Genomic DNA, 21554 nt, shown 5'->3' with positions numbered 1-21554 from the left:
CTCTTCTTGTTCTTGACATAATTCTGCTAATTTAAGGTTTTTAATCCTATCTTAAATTCACACAAAAAGTTGTACGTTTTTTGGGGAGCAGCATAATTAATAATTTCTTTTTGCCGGAATGGACAAACGATCTATCTGCAAACCTGAGAGTTTCAAAATACATTCCGTTTTTAGAATCTACATTTAAATTGACTTCCACCTTCAATTATTCTAATTTTAAAAACATTGTAAATAATTCGGAATTAAGAAGTAATGAAATTAATTTTTTTAGAAATGAATTATTCTTTAAAACTGCATTTGACTTTGCTTTGAATTTCGAAAGTACTTCTATTTTTCAAAATTCAGTTGCAAAAAGTCAAGGTCAACAGCAACAGTTCACTAATTCTAGCTTTCAAGAAACCTTTAGCGTTTTGGTGCGTCCGTTTAAACGATGGAAATGGACTGTTTCTGCGGATTATTTTCTTCCAAATAGTGAAGATAAAAGTGTAGATTTTTTATTTCTAAACAGTAGATTCGATTATCAAGCCAAGCAGAATAAGTGGCGGATAGGTGTGGAATTGAAAAATTTATTTAATGAGAAAAATTTTGAGCAAATTCAGAATAACGATTATTCTACCACTATTTTTAGAAGCACTTTACTGCCAAGATATTTTCTGGTAACTTTTTCTTGGAATTTCTAGTTTTGAAAACAACTATCAACAAAAAAAATCTCTAATCATTTAAAACCATTAGAGATTTTTTTTATGAGTATAAAGGAAGATAATTTTAATGCGCTTCGAGCCAATCTTTTCCAACTCCTAAATCTACGTCCAAAGGAACATCTAGTTTAAAAGCATTTTCCATTTCATGTTTGATCAACGGTTGAATTTTTTCAAGCTCATCATTGTGTACATCAAATACCAATTCATCATGTACTTGAAGTAGCATTTTACTTTTCCAGTTTTCAGAAGTTAGTTTTTCATGGATATTTATCATTGCAATTTTAATGATATCAGCAGCACTTCCTTGTATCGGCGCATTCACCGCATTTCGTTCTGCACCACCACGAACAATTGCGTTTTGTGAATTGATATCTTTCAAATAACGACGACGACCAAGGATAGTTTGCACATAACCGTTCTCTCTAGCGAAATCTATTTGTTCTTGAATATAGGATTTTAATCTTGGATAGGTTTGATAATAAGCTTCAATTAAATCAGCGCTCTCTTTGCGAGATAAGTTGGTTTGATTGCTCAAACCAAAAGCCGAAACCCCGTAAATAATTCCAAAATTTACCGTTTTGGCGTGACTTCGTTGTTCGCGAGTCACTTCTTCAAGCGGTACATTAAAGACTTTTGAAGCGGTAGATTTATGAATGTCTTCATGATTTTGGAATGCCTTGATCATATTTTCTTCACCACTTAACGCTGCAATGACACGCAATTCTATTTGAGAATAATCGGCAGAAACTAAGGTGTAGTTTTCATCACGGGCTACAAATGCTTTCCTAATCTGCTGTCCACGTTCGGTACGAATAGGGATGTTTTGTAAATTCGGATTGGTAGAACTCAAACGTCCTGTTGCAGCAACGGTTTGCATATAATCTGTGTGTATTCGTTTCGTGACCGCATCTACTTGCAAAGGCAATGCATCTACATACGTATTCTGCAGTTTTATAAGCGAACGCCAGTCTAATATTGCCGAAACGATTTCGTTGTCCTTTGCCAAGAAACTAAGGATTTCCTCGCCAGTAGCATATTGACCCGTTTTAGTTTTCTTTTGTTTGGCTCCACCCAGTTTCAGTTTTTCAAATAATATATCTCCCAATTGTTTTGGAGAAGCCAAATTGAATTTTTCGCCTGCAATGTCAAAAATAGTTGCTTCCAGCGTTTTGATGTCGGTGTCTAATTCTTGTGATAAGGATTTCAAAAAGGGAACGTCTAACCGAATTCCTTCTTTTTCCATATCAGCCAAGACTTTTACTAACGGAATTTCGATCTCCTCAAAAAGTTTTTTAGTTCCAGTTTTGTCTAATTCCAAAGTGAATATTTCCTTAAGTTGCAAGGTTACATCAGCATCTTCAACGGCGTATTCTTTTATTTCTTCCAATGCAACATCACGCATTGATTTCTGGTTTTTCCCTTTTTTGCCAATTAAAGTTTCAATGGATTGTGGCGCATATTTTAAGTACGTTTCTGCTAAAATATCCATATTATGACGCATATCCGGATTAATCAGATAATGGGCAATCATGGTGTCGAATAATTTTCCTTTTACGGTAATATTATAATTGGAAAGGATTTTTAAATCGTATTTTAAATTTTGACCAATTTTTTCGATGCTTTCATTTTCGAAAAATGGAATGAATTTGTCGATTAAAGTTTGTGCTTCCTCTTGATTTTCGGGAAATGGAACATAAAATCCTTTTCCTTTTTCAAAAGAAAACGAAATTCCCACTAATTCGGCATGCAAAGCATCAAGTCCGGTTGTTTCGGTATCAAAACAAACTGAAGATTGTTTTTGCAAATTTTGTAACAGCAATTTCAATCCTAAATCCCCTTGAATAATTTGATACGAATGAGCCGTATTTTCTAAAGTATTATAAAATTGATGGCGTGTTTCTTCTGAGGAATCATCTGCTATAGCACTGCCAAAAAGATCAAACTGATCTTCGTTTTTTGGCTGTGGTTTTTTGTATAATTTGGTTTCGTCAACAGGATTAGAATTGGTTGTTGCAGTACCTCCTTTTTTGAAAATGGCATCAAATTGCTCTGCCATTCTTCTGAACTCTAATTCATTGAATAGTGCATCTGTTTTTTCAACATCAGGAGTGGATAACTCATAATCTGTCTCGTCAAAAACGACAGGGCAATCAATGATAATTGTCGCTAGCGTTTTAGATAATAATCCTTTTTCTTTATTGGCTTCAATATTTTCTTTCATTTTACCTTTTAGCTTATCGGTATTAGCTAAAAGATTGTCCATGGTTCCAAATTCCTTCAAGAATTTTTTAGCAGTAACTTCGCCTACGCCAGGAAGTCCGGGAATATTATCGGCTGCATCACCCATCATGCCTAGGAAGTCGATTACTTGATCGGGTCTTTCAATTTCGAATTTTGCCAAAACCTCAGGAACACCCCAAATTTCTATTCCATTACCCATTCGGGCAGGTTTGTACATAAATATATTTTCAGAAACCAGTTGTGCAAAATCTTTATCGGGAGTTACCATAAAGACTTTGTAATTCTGTTTTTCGGCTTGCTTGGCAATAGTTCCAATTAAATCATCGGCTTCAAAGCCCTTGACTTCAATTATGGGAATGTGCATGGCCTTCAACAACTGTTGAATGTAGGGAATGGCAATTTTTATGGCTTCTGGTGTAGCATCGCGATGTGCTTTGTACGCCGGAAAAATCTCGTTTCTTAATTGGCTTCCGCCGTTATCAAAAGCGACGGCTAAATGATCTGGTTTTTCTCTTTTTATTACGTCCATTAACGAATTCATAAATCCCATGATGGCTGAAGTGTCCATTCCTTTAGAATTGATTCGTGGGTTTTTTATGAAAGCATAATATCCTCTAAAGATTAAGGCATAAGCATCTAGAAGGAACAGGCGTTTTTGTTGTGACATGAAATGTGATTTTTGTAAAGTTTTCAAAAGTACAAAACTTGTGAGATAAAGGAGAGCTGGTTTGAAAAATTTCTGTTTTTATCTGCAACACAAACTAATTTCAAACTAATGAAAATTAAATTAGTGTGTATTTTTTTAGTTATTATTCCGTATTGTTTCGCTCGAAAGAAAATAGCTATAAATAGCAAATGGCTATTTTTAATTTATTTTAAAATATAAGAATAATAATATGTTATAATTAAAAACGTGTATTTGGTCGACATAATATGTATTTAATCGACATATTGTTTAATTTTACTAAATGGTTTTGAGAATCCATTTTATTCTCTATTATTTAATCTTTTATTTTATTTATTATGAAAAAAAATTACGCTACTACAAAGGTTTTGCAAGCCTGTTTGTTATTTTTCATGATAATAACAACAAATGTGTTTGGCCAGGTGGGCATAGGCACGATAACACCAAACGCAAGTTCTGTTTTAGATGTTTCATCGACAACTCAAGGAATGTTGACCCCTAGAATGACAACGGCACAACGAACGGCTATTGCGTCGCCAGCTGATGGATTAATGGTTTATGACATCGATTTGAAATCGTTTTACCACTACAATTCAGCAATAACCTCATGGAATGTAATCAATAGTGCCACTACAGGGAGATTAAAGTTTAAACGTATTAAATCTTCAGATGTTTTAGCGACAGTTTTAGCTGCGGAAAAGTTGGCAGGAGGGAATACAAAGTATTTACTAGATACTCAAACTTTATATGAAATTAATGGAACAATCAATGTAGACTTACCTATAGAGCTAAATAATGCTTATGTCGCTGGTTTAGATTCGAGCGATGATAAATTGGTTAAAGCAAGTGGAGATCTCTTTACGGGGACAACAGGAGGTTCAATAAGAGTGCTGACTTTAACAGCAACAGCGGGTAATGTATTTAATATTACTGGTGGTGGCAATCAAAATTTTATATTTAGAGATGCTATAGTAGTTGGTTCAGCTAATGTAGGTAAGATCGAAAATTTTTCATTAGTATTTCTAAGTATTGTACAATACGCCGGGAATGCGAACGGAATTATTTATAAAGATATAAGCAAATTGTTATTGAGTAATATGGGTTGGTTTAGCGATAATAGTGGTACTTATGAAAAACTAGAGGGCACCTTTGGTCTAGTGCAAAAGCAAGGTGGTTTTAGTGAAATTAGTGGGGCCAATGTAGGATTTGATGTTTCTATTAATCCCACAATAAGTGGAGATGCTGTTATGAGAGATGTTGTTTTTACAGGAACTCTTACTACGGGCAAATACGTTAAAGGTTACACTACGGGAAGTTATACAGGTTACAATTTTAATAATAAATGGATGGTAAATGCAGCTGGAATTCCTAGAGAAGATGATGCTAGTGCGGTGGGTGAGTTTTCAGTAGATTATGCAGTTGGTTCAGGTGCTTTAACAAGTTTTTCTGGGGCAAATCCAACCGTTATTATAAAGGTTGTGGGAGTTTCCACTTCATCAAACTTATTTCGATTTTCTACAGGCGGTGTTAGCAATAAATTAATATATGAAGGCAACAAGAAAAAGTTCATTCAAGTTACGGGATCTATTTCTTTTCAAGTTCAAAATTTAAGCACTTATATACTTTATGTTGCTAAAAATGGAACGGCTGTTGCACAATATAAAATATATGGTCGTGGTGCAACAAATGGCGATATTGTGGTCTTGCCATTAAATGCATTGGTGGAGTTGTCAAATGGTGATTTTATAGAGGTTTATGTGCAAAGGTATTCTTCGACAAATAGTGGGGATAGTATTGTAACTCCAAATATGACATTAGTTGCAAAATAGTGAAAGTACACAATCTAAAAACCGCATTACTTGAAATTTAAAGTAATGCGGTTTTTATTTTTGTTGAATAATTTTGAACCTAACAGCGCTTTTACACTTTAATCAACCGTTAAACTTTAACTAATAAAAAACCATTTCAGTAAATTGTTTTGTTATTTTGTTAAAAATTTTTTTATAATGATCTTTCGTATCGTATTCTTGTGTTTAATTCTTCTCATTATTGAGCTTTACACCTTTCAAGTGTTAAAAACTTTGATAAAATCAAAGCCAGCATTGTTTTCAATCCAGTTTATTAGCCTCTTATTTTTAGTATATATTGTCTATTCTTTAATGCAATTTGACCGAAGCGTAGGGCAAACACAACAAATGATGTTTACCATGGGTTTGCTACTGATTGTTTATGTTCCAAAATTAATTTTGACACTTACATTAATGGGGGAAGACATCTACAGGTTGTGTGTAGGATCCGTTAATTTTTTTGTCGATTATGACAAGAGTGCAGATTTCCTTAATTCCCGAAGAAAGTTTGTGAGTCAAATAGGACTGGGATTAGCAGCAGTCCCTTTTCTGTCATTAATTTATGGGGTAACCGTTGGAAAATACAATTATAAAGTAATCAAACAACGCATCTTTTTCCCTGATTTACCAGATGCTTTTGATGGCTTTACGATTACTCAAATATCAGATGTTCACAGTGGCAGTTTTGATAATCCAGAAAAAATTAATTATGCCATTGATTTGGTAAATGAGCAAAATTCAGATCTTATTTTGTTTACAGGCGATATCGTGAATACGGATGCAAAGGAAATGCATCCTTGGATAGAAACATTCAATAAAATTAAAAAGCACGAATATGGTAAATATTCGGTTTTGGGGAATCACGATTATGGAGAATATGTTACGTGGCCAACGGAGGCCGCAAAAGAAGATAATTTTCAAGCTATAAAAAACCTATACGGGGAAATAGGGTTCAATTTATTGTTGAATGAACATACTTTTATCCAAAAAGGAGAAGATAAAATAGCCTTAGTAGGTGTTGAGAACTGGGGTCATAATTTTAAACAAGCCGGAGATTTAAGCAAGGCTTCAGGGCAATTAAAGAAAGAAGATTTCAAGATTTTGATGAGCCATGATCCTTCGCATTGGGAACATGTGGTGCAACATGACGATAAACATTATCATCTTACACTTTCTGGACATACCCATGGAATGCAATTTGGTATTGAAATCCCAGGATACTTTAAATGGAGTTTGGCACAGTACGTCTATAAACAATGGGCGGGTTTATATGAAAACCTAGGAAGATACGTTTACGTTAATAGAGGTTTTGGTTTTCATGCTTACCCAGGTAGAGTAGGTATTATGCCGGAAATAACAGTCATTGAACTAAAAAAAGGTGTTAATGTGGCATAATACGTTAAAAATGCTACATTTGTAAAATAAATATCTCTTTTTAGTGAATTTTAAAAAATTAAATTTTTGGTTTTATGTCAAAATTTGGAGAACTTATAAATACTCAAGTACCTGTGTTAATCGATTTTTACACAGAATGGAACGAATCTTCAGTTTCAATGCATCCTGTTATCAGAGATGTAGCCGCTGCACTTGGCGATAAAGCAAAAGTCATAAAAATTGATGTAGATAAAAATCAAGAGTTAGCGGATGCCCTACGCATCAAAGGCTTGCCTACTTTGATGATTTACAAACAAGGTCAAATGATCTGGAGACAGTCTGGAGAATTAGATGCCAATACGCTTATTGGAATCGTTCAGGAACAATTGTAACAGCATTTGTTATTTTATAAAAGAGCACATTGAAAATTATTATTTTTTAAAAAAGCCAGTGTTTTTGGTAACACGTATTCGAGGTTTTTGAATGCTTTTATGCTGTCATGAAAAACAATAATACTCCCTGGTTTTATATTTGATAGAACATTATCTAAACATTTTTCTTTGGCGATGGTCGTGTCGAAGTCCGCACTCAGTACATCCCACATAATTATTTCATATCCTAATGCTCGTATTTCTCTTCCTTGGGACCTTTTTAATTTGCCGTAAGGGGGGCGGAATAGTTTAGATTTTAAAGTGTAATTACTATTGCTTTGAATGACATCTTCACAACGTTTTGTGTTTTCTACGTAAGCTTCCGTTTCTGTTTTCCAACCATTTAGATGATTAAAGGTGTGGTTTCCTACTCCGTGGCCAGCATTAATTACTTTTTTAAATAGGGCTGAGTTTTTTTTGATATTCTCTCCTATGCAAAAGAAAGTTGCTTTTACATCGTATTTTTTTAATTCTTCCAAAACCCATCCTGTAACTTCAGGGACAGGGCCATCGTCAAATGTAAGGTAAACGATATTTTCAGTATTGGAAACATCCCATATATAATTAGAAAATATCTTTTTTATGATCCAGTTGGTCTTTATCCAGTAGAAGCTCATCAGTTGAAAATTAGGGACATAAATAAAATGCTGGTTTTTATTTAATCGAAACTAAGAAGTAGTCTGTTTTTTGCAAATTATTTCTGCCTTGATTTTTAAAAAGAGACGAGGAGTTGCTTATAAATTTACTGTGTCATAAATTTATAAGCAACTCCTCGTCTTACTTTCTACTTAAAATTATTCTTTTTCACGGCCAAAACGTTCAAACATTTTAATGTAAGTGTTGAACGTGATTCTGTTTGTGTTGTAGAAATCCAGGTCGCCGTTCTCTTTCATCACCTGCAAGAGACTTCGGTAGCGCTCAATATCGATTATGATAGGAGTCGCAATACTGCTTTGCTCAGAAGATTTAAGGTTGCCGTAATAGTTGAGGTTCTCTTGGTACTTACCCACTAGTTTTTTTAGTAATTGCTGTGCTTTTACTTTTTCGCCAATTTTGTAATATCCACCAGCGAAAGGTTCTACTAAGGAATAATATTCGAAATATTCCACTGGCATTTTTGTCATAGCCAAATCGATAATGTTTTTTGCCTTGTCTTTTTGTCCTTCAAGAATTAGCTGATTCATTAATCTTGAGAGATTGGTTCGGTAGGTTATGCTATTTCTTCGGGTCTCTGGATCATGATAAATGGTTGGGCTTTCGCTATTTCCCCAATCCCATTTCATTACTTTGGCATACATTTTATCGGCATCAATTTGTCCCATTTCAAGTGGACCTCCATCTTTAGGGATGATGGTTCTTATTGGAACTAATTTATAAACCATACCTTCTAATTGAAGGTATTCTTTCATCCAGATATAATCTTCATTATCAAATGCACCTCCACTAAAGTAAATAGGGCGTTTCCAATTGTTATTGGCAACGATATCAAGCATCATTAGTCTATTTTTATATAAGGCATTGCCTTTAATGTCCAAGTCAATGTATGGAACTATAGAGTCATTGTATTTAGGGGAAACAACTTTGTTTTTGATGATAATGTCTTTGTTAACTGGAATTCTGATTTTATTCGTAGGATAAAAATGAATGGTTTGACCGTTTTGCATTTCAACAGTTGATTTTGGATTTTTAATAAAATCGATAAAATCTTTTATATCCCAACGGCTTTCAATTTTAGGAATGTGGGCTACATAGTCCAGTTTGTCGCCTACATATTGATCGTGTGTAAAAGAAATGGGTAATGGATCCGATTCGTACGTTTTAGTTTTCATTTGGTCAATGTACCAATCTGTCATAAACAAACTTGTATTTACGATTTTGACATCCGTTCGTACTTTTTCAATTTCTTGAGCGTACCAAAGCGGAAAAGTATCGTTATCACCAATGGTAAACAAAATTGCATTAGGGTCACAGGAGGTAAGGTATGCTTTTGCCATCGCTACAGCAGTGTATTTTCCAGAACGATCGTGGTCATCCCAGTTTTGAGAAGCCATAAGTACAGGAGCGGCTAATAAACTTGCTGCGATTATAAGTGGACCGGCAATTTTTGGGGCTAAATATTTTTGCGCACTTTCATATAAGGCGTAAACCCCAAAACCTATCCAAATTGCAAATACATAAAAAGAACCCACTAAAGCATAATCTCTTTCTCGAGGCTCAAATGGTCTTTCATTTAAGTAAATTTTCAATGCTATTCCAGTAAATAGAAATAAAGCAAGGAGTACATAAAAGCTTTTAAGATCTTTATTCGCATGGTACATTAAACCAATTAGACCAAGAATAAATGGCAGGAAGAAATAGACATTTCGTCCTTTATTATTCAACACATCCGAAGGTAGGTTCTCTTGGCTTCCTAAATGCAATTCATCTATAAATGATATTCCACTAAGCCAGTTACCATCGAGATAATCGTATCTTCCTTGAATATCATTTTGACGACCAACAAAGTTCCACATTAAATACCTCCAGTACATATACCCAAACTGGTATTCAACCATAAAACCTAGATTGTCCAAGGTTGCAGGTTTCTCAACGATAAGATAATCACCATAGCTTTTCAGGAACTTAATATACCCTTCATTATCAATTTGTTTTTGTGCGTAGGCTTGTCTGAATTCATTTATGGTTTTCTGTGTTTCGTTTTTCAGTTGTGCAATAGCTTTGTTATAATCTTCCTCACTTAGCTGACTTGGATCAATGCCGTATTTAGCTAAATCATCCTCATAAGCATAATTAGGGTTTAACCTAAACTCAGGAGGATTTGTAAAATTCATATAATTTTCAATATGGTCACCACTCCACATTCTTGGTAAAATCGTTTTGTGGTTATCATCTGTATTTTGATCTGCATTTTTGAAATTATTTACAATAACGTAGGTGTTGGTCTTATAATCTCTTTCGTAGTTGGGTGCTTTGTCTAGATAGGGATTGTCTTTGTCTAAACCAGCAAATCCTTCGGTGTATTGAGGGCCGTAAAACAGTGGATTTACTCCGTATTGTTCTCTATTGTAGTAGGCAAGAACTTCACGAGCATCAGAAGGTTTGTTTTCGTTAATCACAGTATTGGCGTTGGCACGAATCGGTAACATCGTCCATGTAGAAAAACCAATTAGGATAAAAAGGATGCATAGAATTAAGGTGTTGGCAGTTGCAAGACCTTTGTTGTTGGTGTATTTTAATCCAAAATAAAACAAGGCTACCAGTAAAACAGTAACAAATAGAGTTCCTGAATCAAATGGTAATCCTAGACTATTCACCATAAAGACTTCGGTTTTACCAAAGAATCCCATGGTCATAGGAAGAAGTAATTTGAAAATAAAAAGTAAAATAGCTATTACTACTACATTGGCAATAAGAAAACTTTTAAGAGTAACAACTTTATAATTTTTGAAAAAATAAAGAAAACCAATAGCAGGAATTGTTAATAACGCCATAAAGTGAACTCCGAAAGAAAGTCCAACAACAAGAGAAATAATTAATAACCATTTGTTCCCTCTTGGTTTATCCATGTCTTGTTCCCAGCGTAAACCCAGCCAAAATAGCAACGCAATAAATAAAGAAGCCATCGCGTAAACTTCGGCCTCCACAGCGTTAAACCAAAAACTATCAGAGAATGTATAAGCTAAAGCGCCAACAAATGAACTTCCTAATATTACAATTTCATTACTTTTATTTAGTTGCTTAAGCGGTTCCTCTTTTAAATTTGAGTCTGAAAAGCGAGAAACTAATTTTTTTAGCACCATGGATGAGGACCAAAACAAAAATAAAATGGTAAAGGCACTGGAGAATACGGACATCATATTGACCATTAAGGCAATTTTAGTGTCATCAGTAGCAAACATGGCGAAAAAAGCACCAATCATTTGATATAATGGAGCTCCTGGTGGGTGTCCAACTTCTAATTTTGCTGCAGTAGCAATGTATTCGCCACAATCCCAAAAACTCATGGTAGGTTCAACAGTCAAAGTGTAGGTTAATAATGCGATTCCAAATGTAAGCCAACCAATGATGGTATTCCATTTATTGAAATTGAATGCTGCTTTATCCATGTACTAAAATTTAATTTAATTGTAAGTTACAAAGAAAATGTTTTTTTGTTTAACCGTAGTAGCATTAACATTATTTTCTGGAAAAGTATTGCAATTTAATAACGTGTTGATTGTGAGGTTTTTTCATCATATCCTAGTTCTAAATTCAAATTAAGGCAAATTTTTTTTTATAAAAAGGCTAAAAAAGTTTGTACAAACTAAATATTATTTTAAATTTGCACTCGCTTAGCAGCAATGCTGGTCTATGGTGTAATGGTAACACAACTGTTTTTGGTGCAGTCGTTCAAGGTTCGAGTCCTTGTAGACCAACAGAAAGCCCCTCAATCTTGAGGGGCTTTTTTTATGGAATACATTTAAGAAATTCCTATTGAATTTTTTTTTCTTTAAATTATAAATGCTATTTACAAGATGGAAGTTAATCAGGAGTTAGATTTTGAAGGTGATGATGGGTTTTGTAACATGATTGACTAAGTCTTCGCTGATGCTTCCAGTGAAAAAATGAGCCAATCCAGTTCTGCCATGGGTGCATAGTCCTATTAAATCAGCATCGATAGTTTTTGAAAAATTGACAATTCCGTTTTCGATATTAGTGTCATTAAAAATGTGTAAAGAGTAGTTTTGAATGTCGTAGTTCTTGATGAACTTGTTCATTATTTTTTCCGCGTCAAGAGTAGTCTTAAAGCTGTTTGGGGTGCAGATAAAAACTAAAAATAAATTTGCCTCAAAAATTGCGGCAAAATCTCGCATTTTGGTAAAAGGTTTTTTCGTTTCTGGTGAAAAATCAGAAGCGAAAACCATGTTTTTGAATTTTAATTCGCCTACCTCTTTTTTGATGACTAAAACGGGTATTTCAGAGAGGCGCACCACTTTTTCAGTATTGGAGCCGAGCAAAAGCTCTTCAATGCCAGAGGTTCCGTGAGATCCCATTACGATGAGATCAATTTTATTTTTTTTATTAAAGGCTAAAATGCCACTAAAAGCTCTTTCGTATTGAACGGAAGCGTGTACGGAAATTCCAGCTAAGTAGGGTTGGTCTTTGGTTTTTTGTAGTTTTTCATTGGCTTTTTTAAAAAACAGTGTTTCTTCAGGAATGCCGTTGCCTCCTGTTATTGCATCGTTCATCTGATTCGGTATTTCTAATAAATGCAAGATAAATAGTTCGCATTTAGTTATTTTTGCAATCAATGCTGCTGCCTTTAAAGCTTTTTCGGCATGTTCAGAAAAATCGGTGGGAACTAAAATACGTTTCATAATAAGAAAGTGTTAAATTATGGTAAAAACGGTTGTTTTAATTGACTTTTAAAGGTAAGAAATTATTTTACACCAAGTGATTATTTTAGTTTATAAAAAAAACACTATATTTGCACCGTTATTTATTAAAATCTAGATAATGAGGGGACTAAATGTCCCCTCTTTTTATAAAAATATGACATTTAAAGAAAAAGTAAATACGTTATTGGCAGAATGCCTTTTAGAAAAGCCATCAATTTTTTTGATAGACCTTGTTATCACTGATGCTTTTAAGGTTATTGTGACTGTAGATGGTGATAATGGAGTAGCGCTTCAGGATTGTATAGATGTAAGTCGTTTTATAGACAATGATTTGGATCGGGAAGAACAAGATTATTCCTTAGAAGTAGCTTCGGTAGGGGTTGGGTCGCCATTGAAATTAGTAAGGCAATACAAGAAAAATGTCGGGAGAACTTTGATTGTAAAGACTGGGACAGAAATAATTGAGGCAGAATTAGTAGAAGCTAATGATGATTTTGTAGTTTTGTCTTGGGAAGCAAGAGAACCTAAAAAGGTAGGGAAAGGTAAAGAAACAGTTCAAAAAGAACTTAAGTTGCCTTATGAAGATATAAAAGAAGCAATTGTTACAGTAACATTTTAATTAAAGAATTCGCATGGAAAATTTAGCATTAATCGATTCATTCTCAGAGTTTAAAGATGATAAACTTATTGATCGTGTAACGCTTATGGCAATTTTAGAAGATGTATTTAGAAATGCATTGAAAAAAAAATACGGTTCAGATGATAATTTCGATATTATTATAAATCCTGATAAGGGAGATATGGAAATATGGCAAAGAAGAGTGATTGTTTCTGATGAAGATTTGGATTTTGATCACCTTGAAATTACTTTAACTGAAGCTAGAAAAATCGAGCCTGATTTTGAAATTGGTGAAGAAGTTTCTGAAGAAGTGAAGTTAATTGATTTAGGAAGAAGAGCAATTTTAGCTTTACGCCAAAATTTAATTTCAAAAATTCATGAGCATGACAATACAAATCTTTACAAACAGTTTAAAGATTTAATTGGCGATATATACACTGCTGAAGTACACCATGTGCGTCCTAGAGTTGTAATTTTGGTTGATGATGAAGGAAACGAAATCATTTTGCCAAAAGAAAAACAAATTCCTTCTGATTTTTTCCGCAAGGGAGATAATGTTAGAGGAATAATTGAAAGCGTTGAATTAAAAGGAAATAAACCTCAAATCATCATGTCTAGAACTTCGGAGAAGTTTTTAGAGAAATTGTTTGAACAAGAAATTCCTGAAGTTTTTGACGGTTTAATTATGGTTAAGAAAGTAGTGAGAATTCCAGGTGAAAAAGCAAAAGTAGCCGTTGATTCTTACGATGATAGAATTGATCCAGTAGGAGCTTGTGTAGGTATGAAAGGGTCTCGTATTCACGGAATTGTTCGTGAATTAGGGAATGAAAATATCGATGTAATTAATTATACTAGTAACATTCAATTGTTTATTACTAGAGCATTAAGTCCAGCTAAAGTATCGTCTATTAAAATTAATGAAGAGACAAAAAGAGCAGAGGTTTTCTTGAAGCTTGAAGAAGTTTCAAAAGCAATTGGTCGTGGTGGACATAATATTAAATTAGCGGGTTTATTAACTGGCTATGAGTTAGATGTTATTCGCGAAGGCGATGTTGCTGGTGCAACTGCTGATGAGGATGATGTTGAATTAACAGAGTTTTCAGATGAAATTGAAGACTGGGTTATTGAAGAGTTTGCAAAAATTGGTTTAGATACTGCAAAAAGTATTTTAAAACAAGATGTTGAAGATTTAGTACGAAGAACAGACCTAGAAGAGGAAACGATTTTAGATGTAATGAGAATATTGAAAGAGGAATTTGACAGTTAGTCAATGTTTCTTCAACGATAAACATGCCACTTTACAATTAATTCTTACTCGGTAGGTACCGAGGCGGGAGTAGAGTGAGGAATAACAAAAAAGGTAATAATAAAAAGGTTGTATGTCTGAAGAGAGAATTATTAGAATAAACAAAGTTTTAAGGGAATTGAATATTTCTTTGGAAAGAGCTGTGGATTATCTAAAAGATAAAGGAATCGCTATTGAGGCAAATCCAAACACAAAGATTTCTGATGATGTGTACAAGGTCTTGTGCGGTCAGTTTGCAGGTGACAAAGGGAATAAAGAAGCTTCAAAAGAAGTAGGAGAAGAGAAAAGGAAAGAAAAAGAGGCTTTGCGTTTAGAACGAGAGAAAGAAATTGAAGACAAACGCAAAATTGAGGAGGATCGTCTAAAACAACAGGAGGTTATAAAAGCGCGAGCAGTTATAGCAGGACCTGTTCAAGTGGGTAAAATTGATCTGAATCCAAAGAAGCCTTCCATTATTTCGCCTACAAAAGCAGTTGAGAAAGTTGAAACTCCAGTTGCTAAGGTACAGGAAGTAAAACCAGTTGTAAAAGAAGTGACTCCAGAAAAAGTAACTGCAGAACAAACGTTGCAAGAAAAGGCTTTGGAAGAAAAAATTGTTTCAGACAAAAAAGAGGTAAAACCTATTGTTGGAATAAAAGAAGTTAAACCAGAGGCTCCAAAAGAAGAAGTTGCTGCTGAACCAAAAGCGGTTGCGAAAGCAGATGAAGCGCCTGTTGATGAAACCATCACTACGCAATATCAAAAACTATCGGGAACTACTTTAACAGGTCAGATAATTGATTTATCTCAGTTCAACAAACCGAAAAAGAAAAAAGAAGAACCAAAAATCACTCCGAATAAACCGGGTGCTCCAGGTTCGGCTGCAGCCAATGCAAATAAAAATAAGCGTAAAAGGATTGCTCCTAAACCAGGTGCTCCAAGACCGCCAGCAATACCAGGAGTTCCTGGTGCACCAAACCCGAATAAGATTACCCCTAATGTAGGTGGTGGCGGATTCAATGCAAATAGAAGTTCAAGACCTGGATTTGTTAAAGGTAACAGACCTGCTATTGTTGCAAAAGTGGAGCCTACTGAAGAGGAAGTTAAAAATCAAATTAGAGAGACTTTAGAGAAACTACAAGGTAAAGGTGGTAAATCTAAAGCGGCTAAATATAGAAGAGATAAAAGAGATACGCACCGTCAGAAATCTGATGATGAGCAAAGAGCTATTGACGAAGGAAGTAAAACCATTAAGGTTACGGAATTTGTTACGGTAGGTGAAATTGCCATCATGATGGATGTGCCAATTACGAAAGTGATCGGTACGTGTATGTCACTTGGAATCATGGTAACCATGAACCAGCGTCTTGACGCAGAAACCTTGACTATCGTTGCAGATGAATTTGGTTATGAAGTGGAGTTTATTACTGTTGACATCGAAGAAGCGATTCAAGTTGTTGAGGACAGAGAAGAAGATTTAGTTTTCCGAGCGCCAATTGTAACGGTAATGGGTCACGTCGATCACGGTAAAACATCGTTACTGGATTACATTCGTAAAGAAAACGTAATTGCAGGGGAGTCTGGAGGAATAACACAACATATTGGTGCCTACGGAGTAACTTTAGATAACGGACAAAAAATTGCATTCTTAGATACACCGGGTCACGAAGCGTTTACTGCGATGCGTGCGCGTGGTGCTCAAGTTACCGATATTGCTATTATTGTGATTGCTGCTGATGATGACATCATGCCGCAAACCAAAGAAGCAATTAGCCATGCTCAAGCAGCTGGAGTTCCTATTATATTTGCTATCAATAAAATTGATAAGCCAAATGCTAATCCTGAAAAAGTAAAAGAAAGATTAGCAGGTATGAATTTATTGGTTGAAGATTGGGGTGGAAAAATTCAATCACATGATATTTCTGCGAAAGTGGGAACAGGTGTGAAAGAATTATTAGAAAAAGTATTATTAGAAGCAGAACTTTTAGATTTGAAAGCAAATCCAAATAAAGCGGCTTCTGGAACTGTTGTTGAAGCTTTCCTTGACAAAGGAAAAGGATATGTTTCTACGATATTAGTTCAAAACGGAACGTTGAAAATTGGAGATTATATGTTAGCTGGTAAGCATCATGGTAAAATTAAAGCCATGCATGATGAAAGAGGGAACATAGTAACTGTGGCGGGTCCTTCGACTCCGGTTTCAGTTCTTGGTCTTGATGGAGCAGCGACTGCGGGTGATAAGTTCAATATATTTGAAGACGAAAAAGAAGCGAAACAAATTGCATCTAAACGTTCTCAATTGATGCGTGAACAATCGGTACGTACACAACGTCATATTACTTTGGATGAAATTGGACGTAGAATTGCATTGGGTCAATTTAAAGAATTAAACATTATCCTTAAAGGAGATGTGGATGGTTCTGTTGAAGCATTGTCTGATTCGTTCTCTAAATTATCTACTGAAGAAATTCAAATTAATATTATTCATAAAGGGGTTGGAGCAATTACTGAAACTGACGTAATGTTGGCTTCTGCATCAGATGCGATTATCATCGGATTTAATGTTCGTCCTGCTGGAAATGCAAGACAATTAGCAGATAAAGAAGAAATTGATATCCGTTACTACTCTATTATTTATGCGGCTATTGATGACTTGAAAGATGCAATGGAAGGAATGTTAGCTCCTGAAATGAAGGAAGAGATTTTAGGTACAGCAGAGATTAGAGAGATCTTCAAAATTTCTAAAGTTGGTTCAATTGCTGGATGTATGGTAATGGACGGTAAAATTGTTAGAAGCGCTAAGATGAGAATCATTAGAGAAGGTGTGGTTGTCTTTACAGGAGAACTGTTAGCATTGAAACGTTTCAAAGATGATGTAAAAGAAGTAGCTAAAGGATATGATTGTGGTATTCAAGTAAAAGGTTACAACGACATCGAAGAAAGAGATGTTATTGAATCGTACCATGAAGTAGCTGTTAAGAAGAAATTGAAATAGAATTTTAATATATTTATGAAAAATCCCGAGCAATCGGGATTTTTTTTGTTTTAGCTTTGTTGTTATAAGTATAAGTACAATGGCAAGGAGTACCAAGATGAGCTAGGGCTGAATGTTACAGCGATGGACTGGCGACAATACGACCCTGCTATTGGTAGGTTTAATGTAATTGACCCATAAAGCGAGTTAGCTCCTATGCATAATCCTTACAGGTTTGGTTTTAACAATCCTGTTTACTGGTCTGACCCATCTGGTCTGTTTGAAAACGATAATCAAGGTCTAGCACTTTGTCCAACGTGTCCAAATACACCTGCTTTTAAACCACTAATTGATGACCCCAATAATACATATGTTTATGACCCTGAAACAACAACTGCTAGTAAAGTTATAGAACTTAAGGAAGTTGTTGTACAAGGAAAATCTAAAAAAAGTAGCACACTAGATAACGCAAACTTATTTAATGATAGAATTGGCGATGGAGCTAGTGTGTTAGGCGCAACTAGCAATCAAGGAGGTTCTTTTAGATTAACTAACAATGGTAGTTATAACCCACGAAACATTAGTTTTAAATATTATGCATCTAATTGGACTGGAGGAAGTGCAGCAAATATCAAGACGTTTGATGTAAGTAAATTAATAAAAAATGGTTCCATTGCTACCACCGTTATTCTTGGGACTATAGAAGTTGGGCAAGGAGTAACTGGCGATTACCAAAACTACCAAAACACAGGGTATACTAACGGTGAGAATACGGCGGTAGCAGGAGCAAAAGTTGTGGCTGGTGCTGGAGTTAGTTGGCTTGTGTCAGTTGGGACAGGAGCAGCAGTTGGAACTCTTATTCCAATACCATTTATTGGAACAATTGCAGGAGCCATTGCTGGAGGATTTGCAGGATATTATGCGAGTGAAACAGCAGGAAATTTAGTTGAGAAAGCTTATGAATAACATACAAATGAAAACAATAATAATAGAGAAAAATAAAAATTATTTCAAAAGAATTGCAATAATACTATTGATGATTTTTGTCTTATGTGGACTGGTAAATTTTTTACGCTATCCTTCCGAACACACCTTTTTTTTACTTCCAACAAAAAATACGGTAATTATATTTTCTATAGTTGGTATAATAACTTGTGCTTTGGTAATATTTTTACTCATAAAAAGTATTTTCCGAAAAGATGTTTTCTTAAGAATTGACGAGCAAGGTATATTTAATGGTTTTTTCTTATATAACAAGAAACTTATCAAATGGGAAGAAATCAGTAAAACAGAAACAATTAAATACAACTATAACAATTACATAGCAATATTTTTAAAAGAAACTCCAAATAATGAAAAAGGAATTAGCTCACTTTTTTTTAAAATGAATGAAAAATCTATGGGTACACCTTATATAATTACTTTTGGGGATTTAGATTGCTCTTTCGATGAATTAGAGCGATTAATCTTAGAAAGCCATAATCAAAGTAAACAGATTTTGCATTAATTAAAGGCGTAATATTTTAGAGAATAAATAAACAAAAAAAACGAGCAATTGCTCGTTTTTTTTATGTTAAGAAAGTTGCTGTTGTAAGTTTGCTTTTAGAATGAAAGCATCTAAAAACTCTTTAACGAGTGATTTTTTTTGGTCGTTTAGCCCCGACGTCCTTGATATGCAGTACGTGTAGCTGTTAGCGCAGTTTTGCAAACTGTGCCCACACAGTGAAGTAAAACCCAGATTGCTTAGATCGTTCGGCGACTCTACCACATATTTACAATCTATACCCACAAACAGCGGCATTATATAACGAATTAAAACAGGAAACCGTTTCAATTTTAATTGGTTTTATTTTATCGAGTAGGTTGCTTTTCAGGGTATTGCCCCGTTTTGTAAATGTATTAAGATTAAACGTTTACTGGGTTATTCAATCTCATATTGGCTCATGGTGTGATTAACTGCAAAAGGCTGTCTTAAACGTCCCAATTGTGATCGATAACACTAGGAAGACAAAGTATATTAAAACAAGAAACCACTCAAATTGAGTGGTTTCTTGTTTTAATTTAAAGAAGGCTACTTTTACTTATTAGGTTTTATCAAATGCACATTCGGATAGCTTTTTCTAATTTCTATAAGATTTCGTTCTGCGTCAATTCTTGTTTTAAAATTTCCTACCCAGACTTTATAGTTAGGTGTAAAGAAAAAGATAGTACCGTCGATTTCTCTAAATTCTTGTCTAAAAGCATTCAATGTGCTTTTTGCTTTTTCACTTTCTCCACTGAATATTTGAATTTTATAACGATCATTTATAGTATTCGAAATATTAGTTTTTCTCTTTTCATTTAAAAATTGTTCAAATTTGGAGTCTTGTTTTACAGATATATTTCCATCTTGTGCATTGGTGTTCAGATAGGAAATGCAGAATGTGAGTGAGATGAAAAAGGCTTTTCGTAGGGCTAAAATTCTCATAATGTGATTGTTTTTGTGCAAAAGTAATATTTAAGAAACGATACTCAAGAGCAAATGTTATTTAGAATAGATATAAATTGAAATTAAGACTATTTTAAGGTTTTGAGAATAGTTCTTAAGTCGTATTTTTGTGCAAGTTTTAAAATAAAGGATCAGTTTTTATAAATCACTTAGAAAAAACTGTGCCAATTTTTAGTAGATAATCATTATACTATATGAAAAAGGTGGGTAACCATAATTCGATCTCAAGGAAATTATTTTTTAGCATAGCTTTGATGCTATCTATTTCCTTTACTTCATTTGCTCAAGAAGCTACTCCTGCGGTTGACCCCGCAGCTCCAGATGCTGCAGCTCCTTCACAAGGTGCTGACCCTGTTAAGGGTAAAGAGCTTTTTAATGCAAACTGTGCTGCTTGTCACAAACTAGATGCTAAAGCAACTGGTCCGATGCTTAGAGGTATTGCTGCTAAATATGACGCTTCATGGCTTCATAAATGGGTTCGTAATAGTTCAGAGCTTATTAAATCTGGGGATGCGCAAGCTGTAAAGGTGTATGAGGAAAACAATAAGGCAGTAATGTCTGCTTTCCCTCAACTTACGGATGGGGACATAGACAATATTATTGCTTATACTTCAGAACCAAAGGCTGAAACTCCTAAGACTGCAACTGCAACGGAAGCTGTTCCTGGAACTGCTACCTCTGATAGTGGTGTTTCAAACAACATTATATTAGGTGCCTTGTCACTTGTGATGCTTATTTTGGTAGTAATGTTGTTTTTAGTAAACAAAGTTTTGTCCAAAGTTGCTAAAGCGAATGGTATTGAGGTAGCTCCGAAAACTCCAACAACGCCTATATGGAAAGCTTTTGCTAGAAATCAATTTTTGGTGTTAGTTAGCGCGGTATTTTTATTGCTGGCTAGTGCTTATTTTGTTTATGGTTTTTTAATGCAAATAGGAGTTGATCAGGATTATGCTCCAATACAGCCGATACATTATTCGCACAGAATACATGCCGGAAGTAATGGAATCAGCTGTAAATACTGTCACTCTTCTGCTAGAGTGAGCAAGCATTCTGGAATTCCTTCCTTGAATGTTTGTATGAATTGCCATAAAAGTATTGGCGAAGTTTCAGATACAACTGCAACGCCAGAATATTCTAAAGCTTTTTATGATGCGGAAATTCAAAAGTTGTACAAGGCTGTTGGCTGGGATGCAACTAATCAAAAATATACTGGAAAAACAGAACCTGTAAAATGGATACGTATTCATAACTTGCCATCGTTTGTTTACTTTAATCACTCACAACACGTTAATGTAGCTGGTATTGAGTGTCAAACTTGTCATGGTCCAGTACAAGAGTATGAAATTCAAAAACAATTTGCTCCTTTGACAATGGGTTGGTGTATCAACTGCCATAGAAAAACGGAAGTTAAAATGGAAGGGAATGAATACTACACTAAAATTCATGAACAGCTTTCTAAGAAATACGGCGTAGACAAATTGACGGCAGCCCAAATGGGAGGTTTAGAATGTGGTAAATGCCATTATTAATC

15 protein-coding genes and 1 tRNA gene are annotated in these 21554 nt (G+C 34.6%); 11 read left to right on the top strand and 5 right to left on the bottom strand.

All coding sequences use genetic code 11. The features are described from left to right. Positions 1–80: 80 nt before the first annotated feature. A complete protein-coding gene (locus BUC11_RS04245; protein WP_139259421.1) occupies positions 81–680 on the top strand; it encodes a hypothetical protein in 600 nt (199 codons plus the stop codon). 85 nt (positions 681–765) lie between these two features. Here the strand turns inward: BUC11_RS04245 and polA are convergent, their stop codons facing one another. Next, positions 766–3609 (bottom strand): DNA polymerase I, encoded by a 2844-nt coding sequence (polA, locus tag BUC11_RS04240; protein WP_073352230.1) that lies wholly within the window; start codon positions 3607–3609, stop codon positions 766–768. A 356-nt stretch (positions 3610–3965) separates the two neighbouring features. Here polA and BUC11_RS04235 point away from each other — a divergent pair, with 356 nt between their 5' ends. From BUC11_RS04235 to BUC11_RS04225, 3 genes are all read left to right on the top strand, one after another. Further along, positions 3966–5456, top strand: coding sequence for a hypothetical protein (locus BUC11_RS04235; RefSeq protein WP_073352226.1), 1491 nt, complete (start codon positions 3966–3968; stop codon positions 5454–5456). Between the two features lie 177 nt (positions 5457–5633). Continuing rightward, entirely contained in the window at positions 5634–6869 is a 1236-nt protein-coding gene (locus tag BUC11_RS04230; RefSeq protein ID WP_073352224.1) for a metallophosphoesterase, read from the top strand. Positions 6870–6943: 74 nt separating this feature from the next. After that, positions 6944–7240: a thioredoxin family protein gene (locus BUC11_RS04225; RefSeq protein WP_073352222.1), complete on the top strand. Its 297-nt coding sequence runs from the start codon at positions 6944–6946 to the stop codon at positions 7238–7240. A gap of 14 nt (positions 7241–7254) precedes the next feature. Here BUC11_RS04225 and BUC11_RS04220 read toward each other — a convergent pair whose 3' ends face one another. Continuing rightward, positions 7255–7896, bottom strand: a complete 642-nt coding sequence (locus BUC11_RS04220) for a polysaccharide deacetylase family protein (protein ID WP_073352219.1) — start codon at positions 7894–7896, stop codon at positions 7255–7257. A 177-nt stretch (positions 7897–8073) separates the two neighbouring features. After that, positions 8074–11385 (bottom strand): glycosyltransferase family 117 protein, encoded by a 3312-nt coding sequence (locus tag BUC11_RS04215; RefSeq protein ID WP_073352216.1) that lies wholly within the window; start codon positions 11383–11385, stop codon positions 8074–8076. Positions 11386–11623: 238 nt separating this feature from the next. Between BUC11_RS04215 and BUC11_RS04210 the strand changes: the two genes are divergently transcribed. Then, a tRNA-Gln gene (locus BUC11_RS04210) sits at positions 11624–11694 on the top strand. A gap of 117 nt (positions 11695–11811) precedes the next feature. On the opposite strand, the gene BUC11_RS04205 is transcribed toward BUC11_RS04210, so the two are convergent. Then, on the bottom strand, positions 11812–12636 hold the full coding sequence (locus BUC11_RS04205; protein WP_073352214.1) for a universal stress protein: 825 nt from the start codon (positions 12634–12636) through the stop codon (positions 11812–11814). 175 nt (positions 12637–12811) lie between these two features. Between BUC11_RS04205 and rimP the strand changes: the two genes are divergently transcribed. The 5 genes from rimP to BUC11_RS04180 all read left to right on the top strand — a co-directional run bounded on the left by rimP (position 12812) and on the right by BUC11_RS04180 (position 19042). Further along, positions 12812–13276 (top strand): ribosome assembly cofactor RimP, encoded by a 465-nt coding sequence (gene rimP, locus BUC11_RS04200; protein ID WP_073352251.1) that lies wholly within the window; start codon positions 12812–12814, stop codon positions 13274–13276. Positions 13277–13289: 13 nt separating this feature from the next. Continuing rightward, entirely contained in the window at positions 13290–14543 is a 1254-nt protein-coding gene (gene nusA / locus BUC11_RS04195) for a transcription termination factor NusA (protein WP_066080468.1), read from the top strand. A 112-nt stretch (positions 14544–14655) separates the two neighbouring features. Beyond that, the gene (gene infB / locus BUC11_RS04190) at positions 14656–17556 is read left to right on the top strand and encodes a translation initiation factor IF-2 (protein ID WP_073352212.1); all 2901 of its coding nucleotides are present in this window, start codon (positions 14656–14658) and stop codon (positions 17554–17556) included. Positions 17557–17751: 195 nt separating this feature from the next. Further along, positions 17752–18501, top strand: coding sequence for an RHS repeat-associated core domain-containing protein (locus BUC11_RS04185; protein ID WP_073352210.1), 750 nt, complete (start codon positions 17752–17754; stop codon positions 18499–18501). Between the two features lie 7 nt (positions 18502–18508). Next, positions 18509–19042 carry an STM3941 family protein gene (locus BUC11_RS04180; RefSeq protein WP_139259420.1) on the top strand — a complete coding sequence of 178 codons (534 nt, stop codon included), beginning with the start codon at positions 18509–18511 and terminating at the stop codon, positions 19040–19042. 570 nt (positions 19043–19612) lie between these two features. On the opposite strand, the gene BUC11_RS04175 is transcribed toward BUC11_RS04180, so the two are convergent. Next, the gene (locus BUC11_RS04175; RefSeq protein WP_073352206.1) at positions 19613–20002 is read right to left on the bottom strand and encodes a sporulation protein; all 390 of its coding nucleotides are present in this window, start codon (positions 20000–20002) and stop codon (positions 19613–19615) included. 215 nt (positions 20003–20217) lie between these two features. Between BUC11_RS04175 and BUC11_RS04170 the strand changes: the two genes are divergently transcribed. Next, positions 20218–21552: a c-type cytochrome gene (locus BUC11_RS04170; protein WP_073352203.1), complete on the top strand. Its 1335-nt coding sequence runs from the start codon at positions 20218–20220 to the stop codon at positions 21550–21552. Positions 21553–21554 lie beyond the last annotated feature (2 nt).

The sequence above is a fragment of the Flavobacterium xanthum genome (genome assembly GCF_900142695.1).
In the GTDB taxonomy this organism is placed as follows: domain Bacteria; phylum Bacteroidota; class Bacteroidia; order Flavobacteriales; family Flavobacteriaceae; genus Flavobacterium; species Flavobacterium xanthum.
Note: the sequence above shows the minus strand (reverse complement) of the source record. Positions and strands in the feature narration are given on the sequence as shown.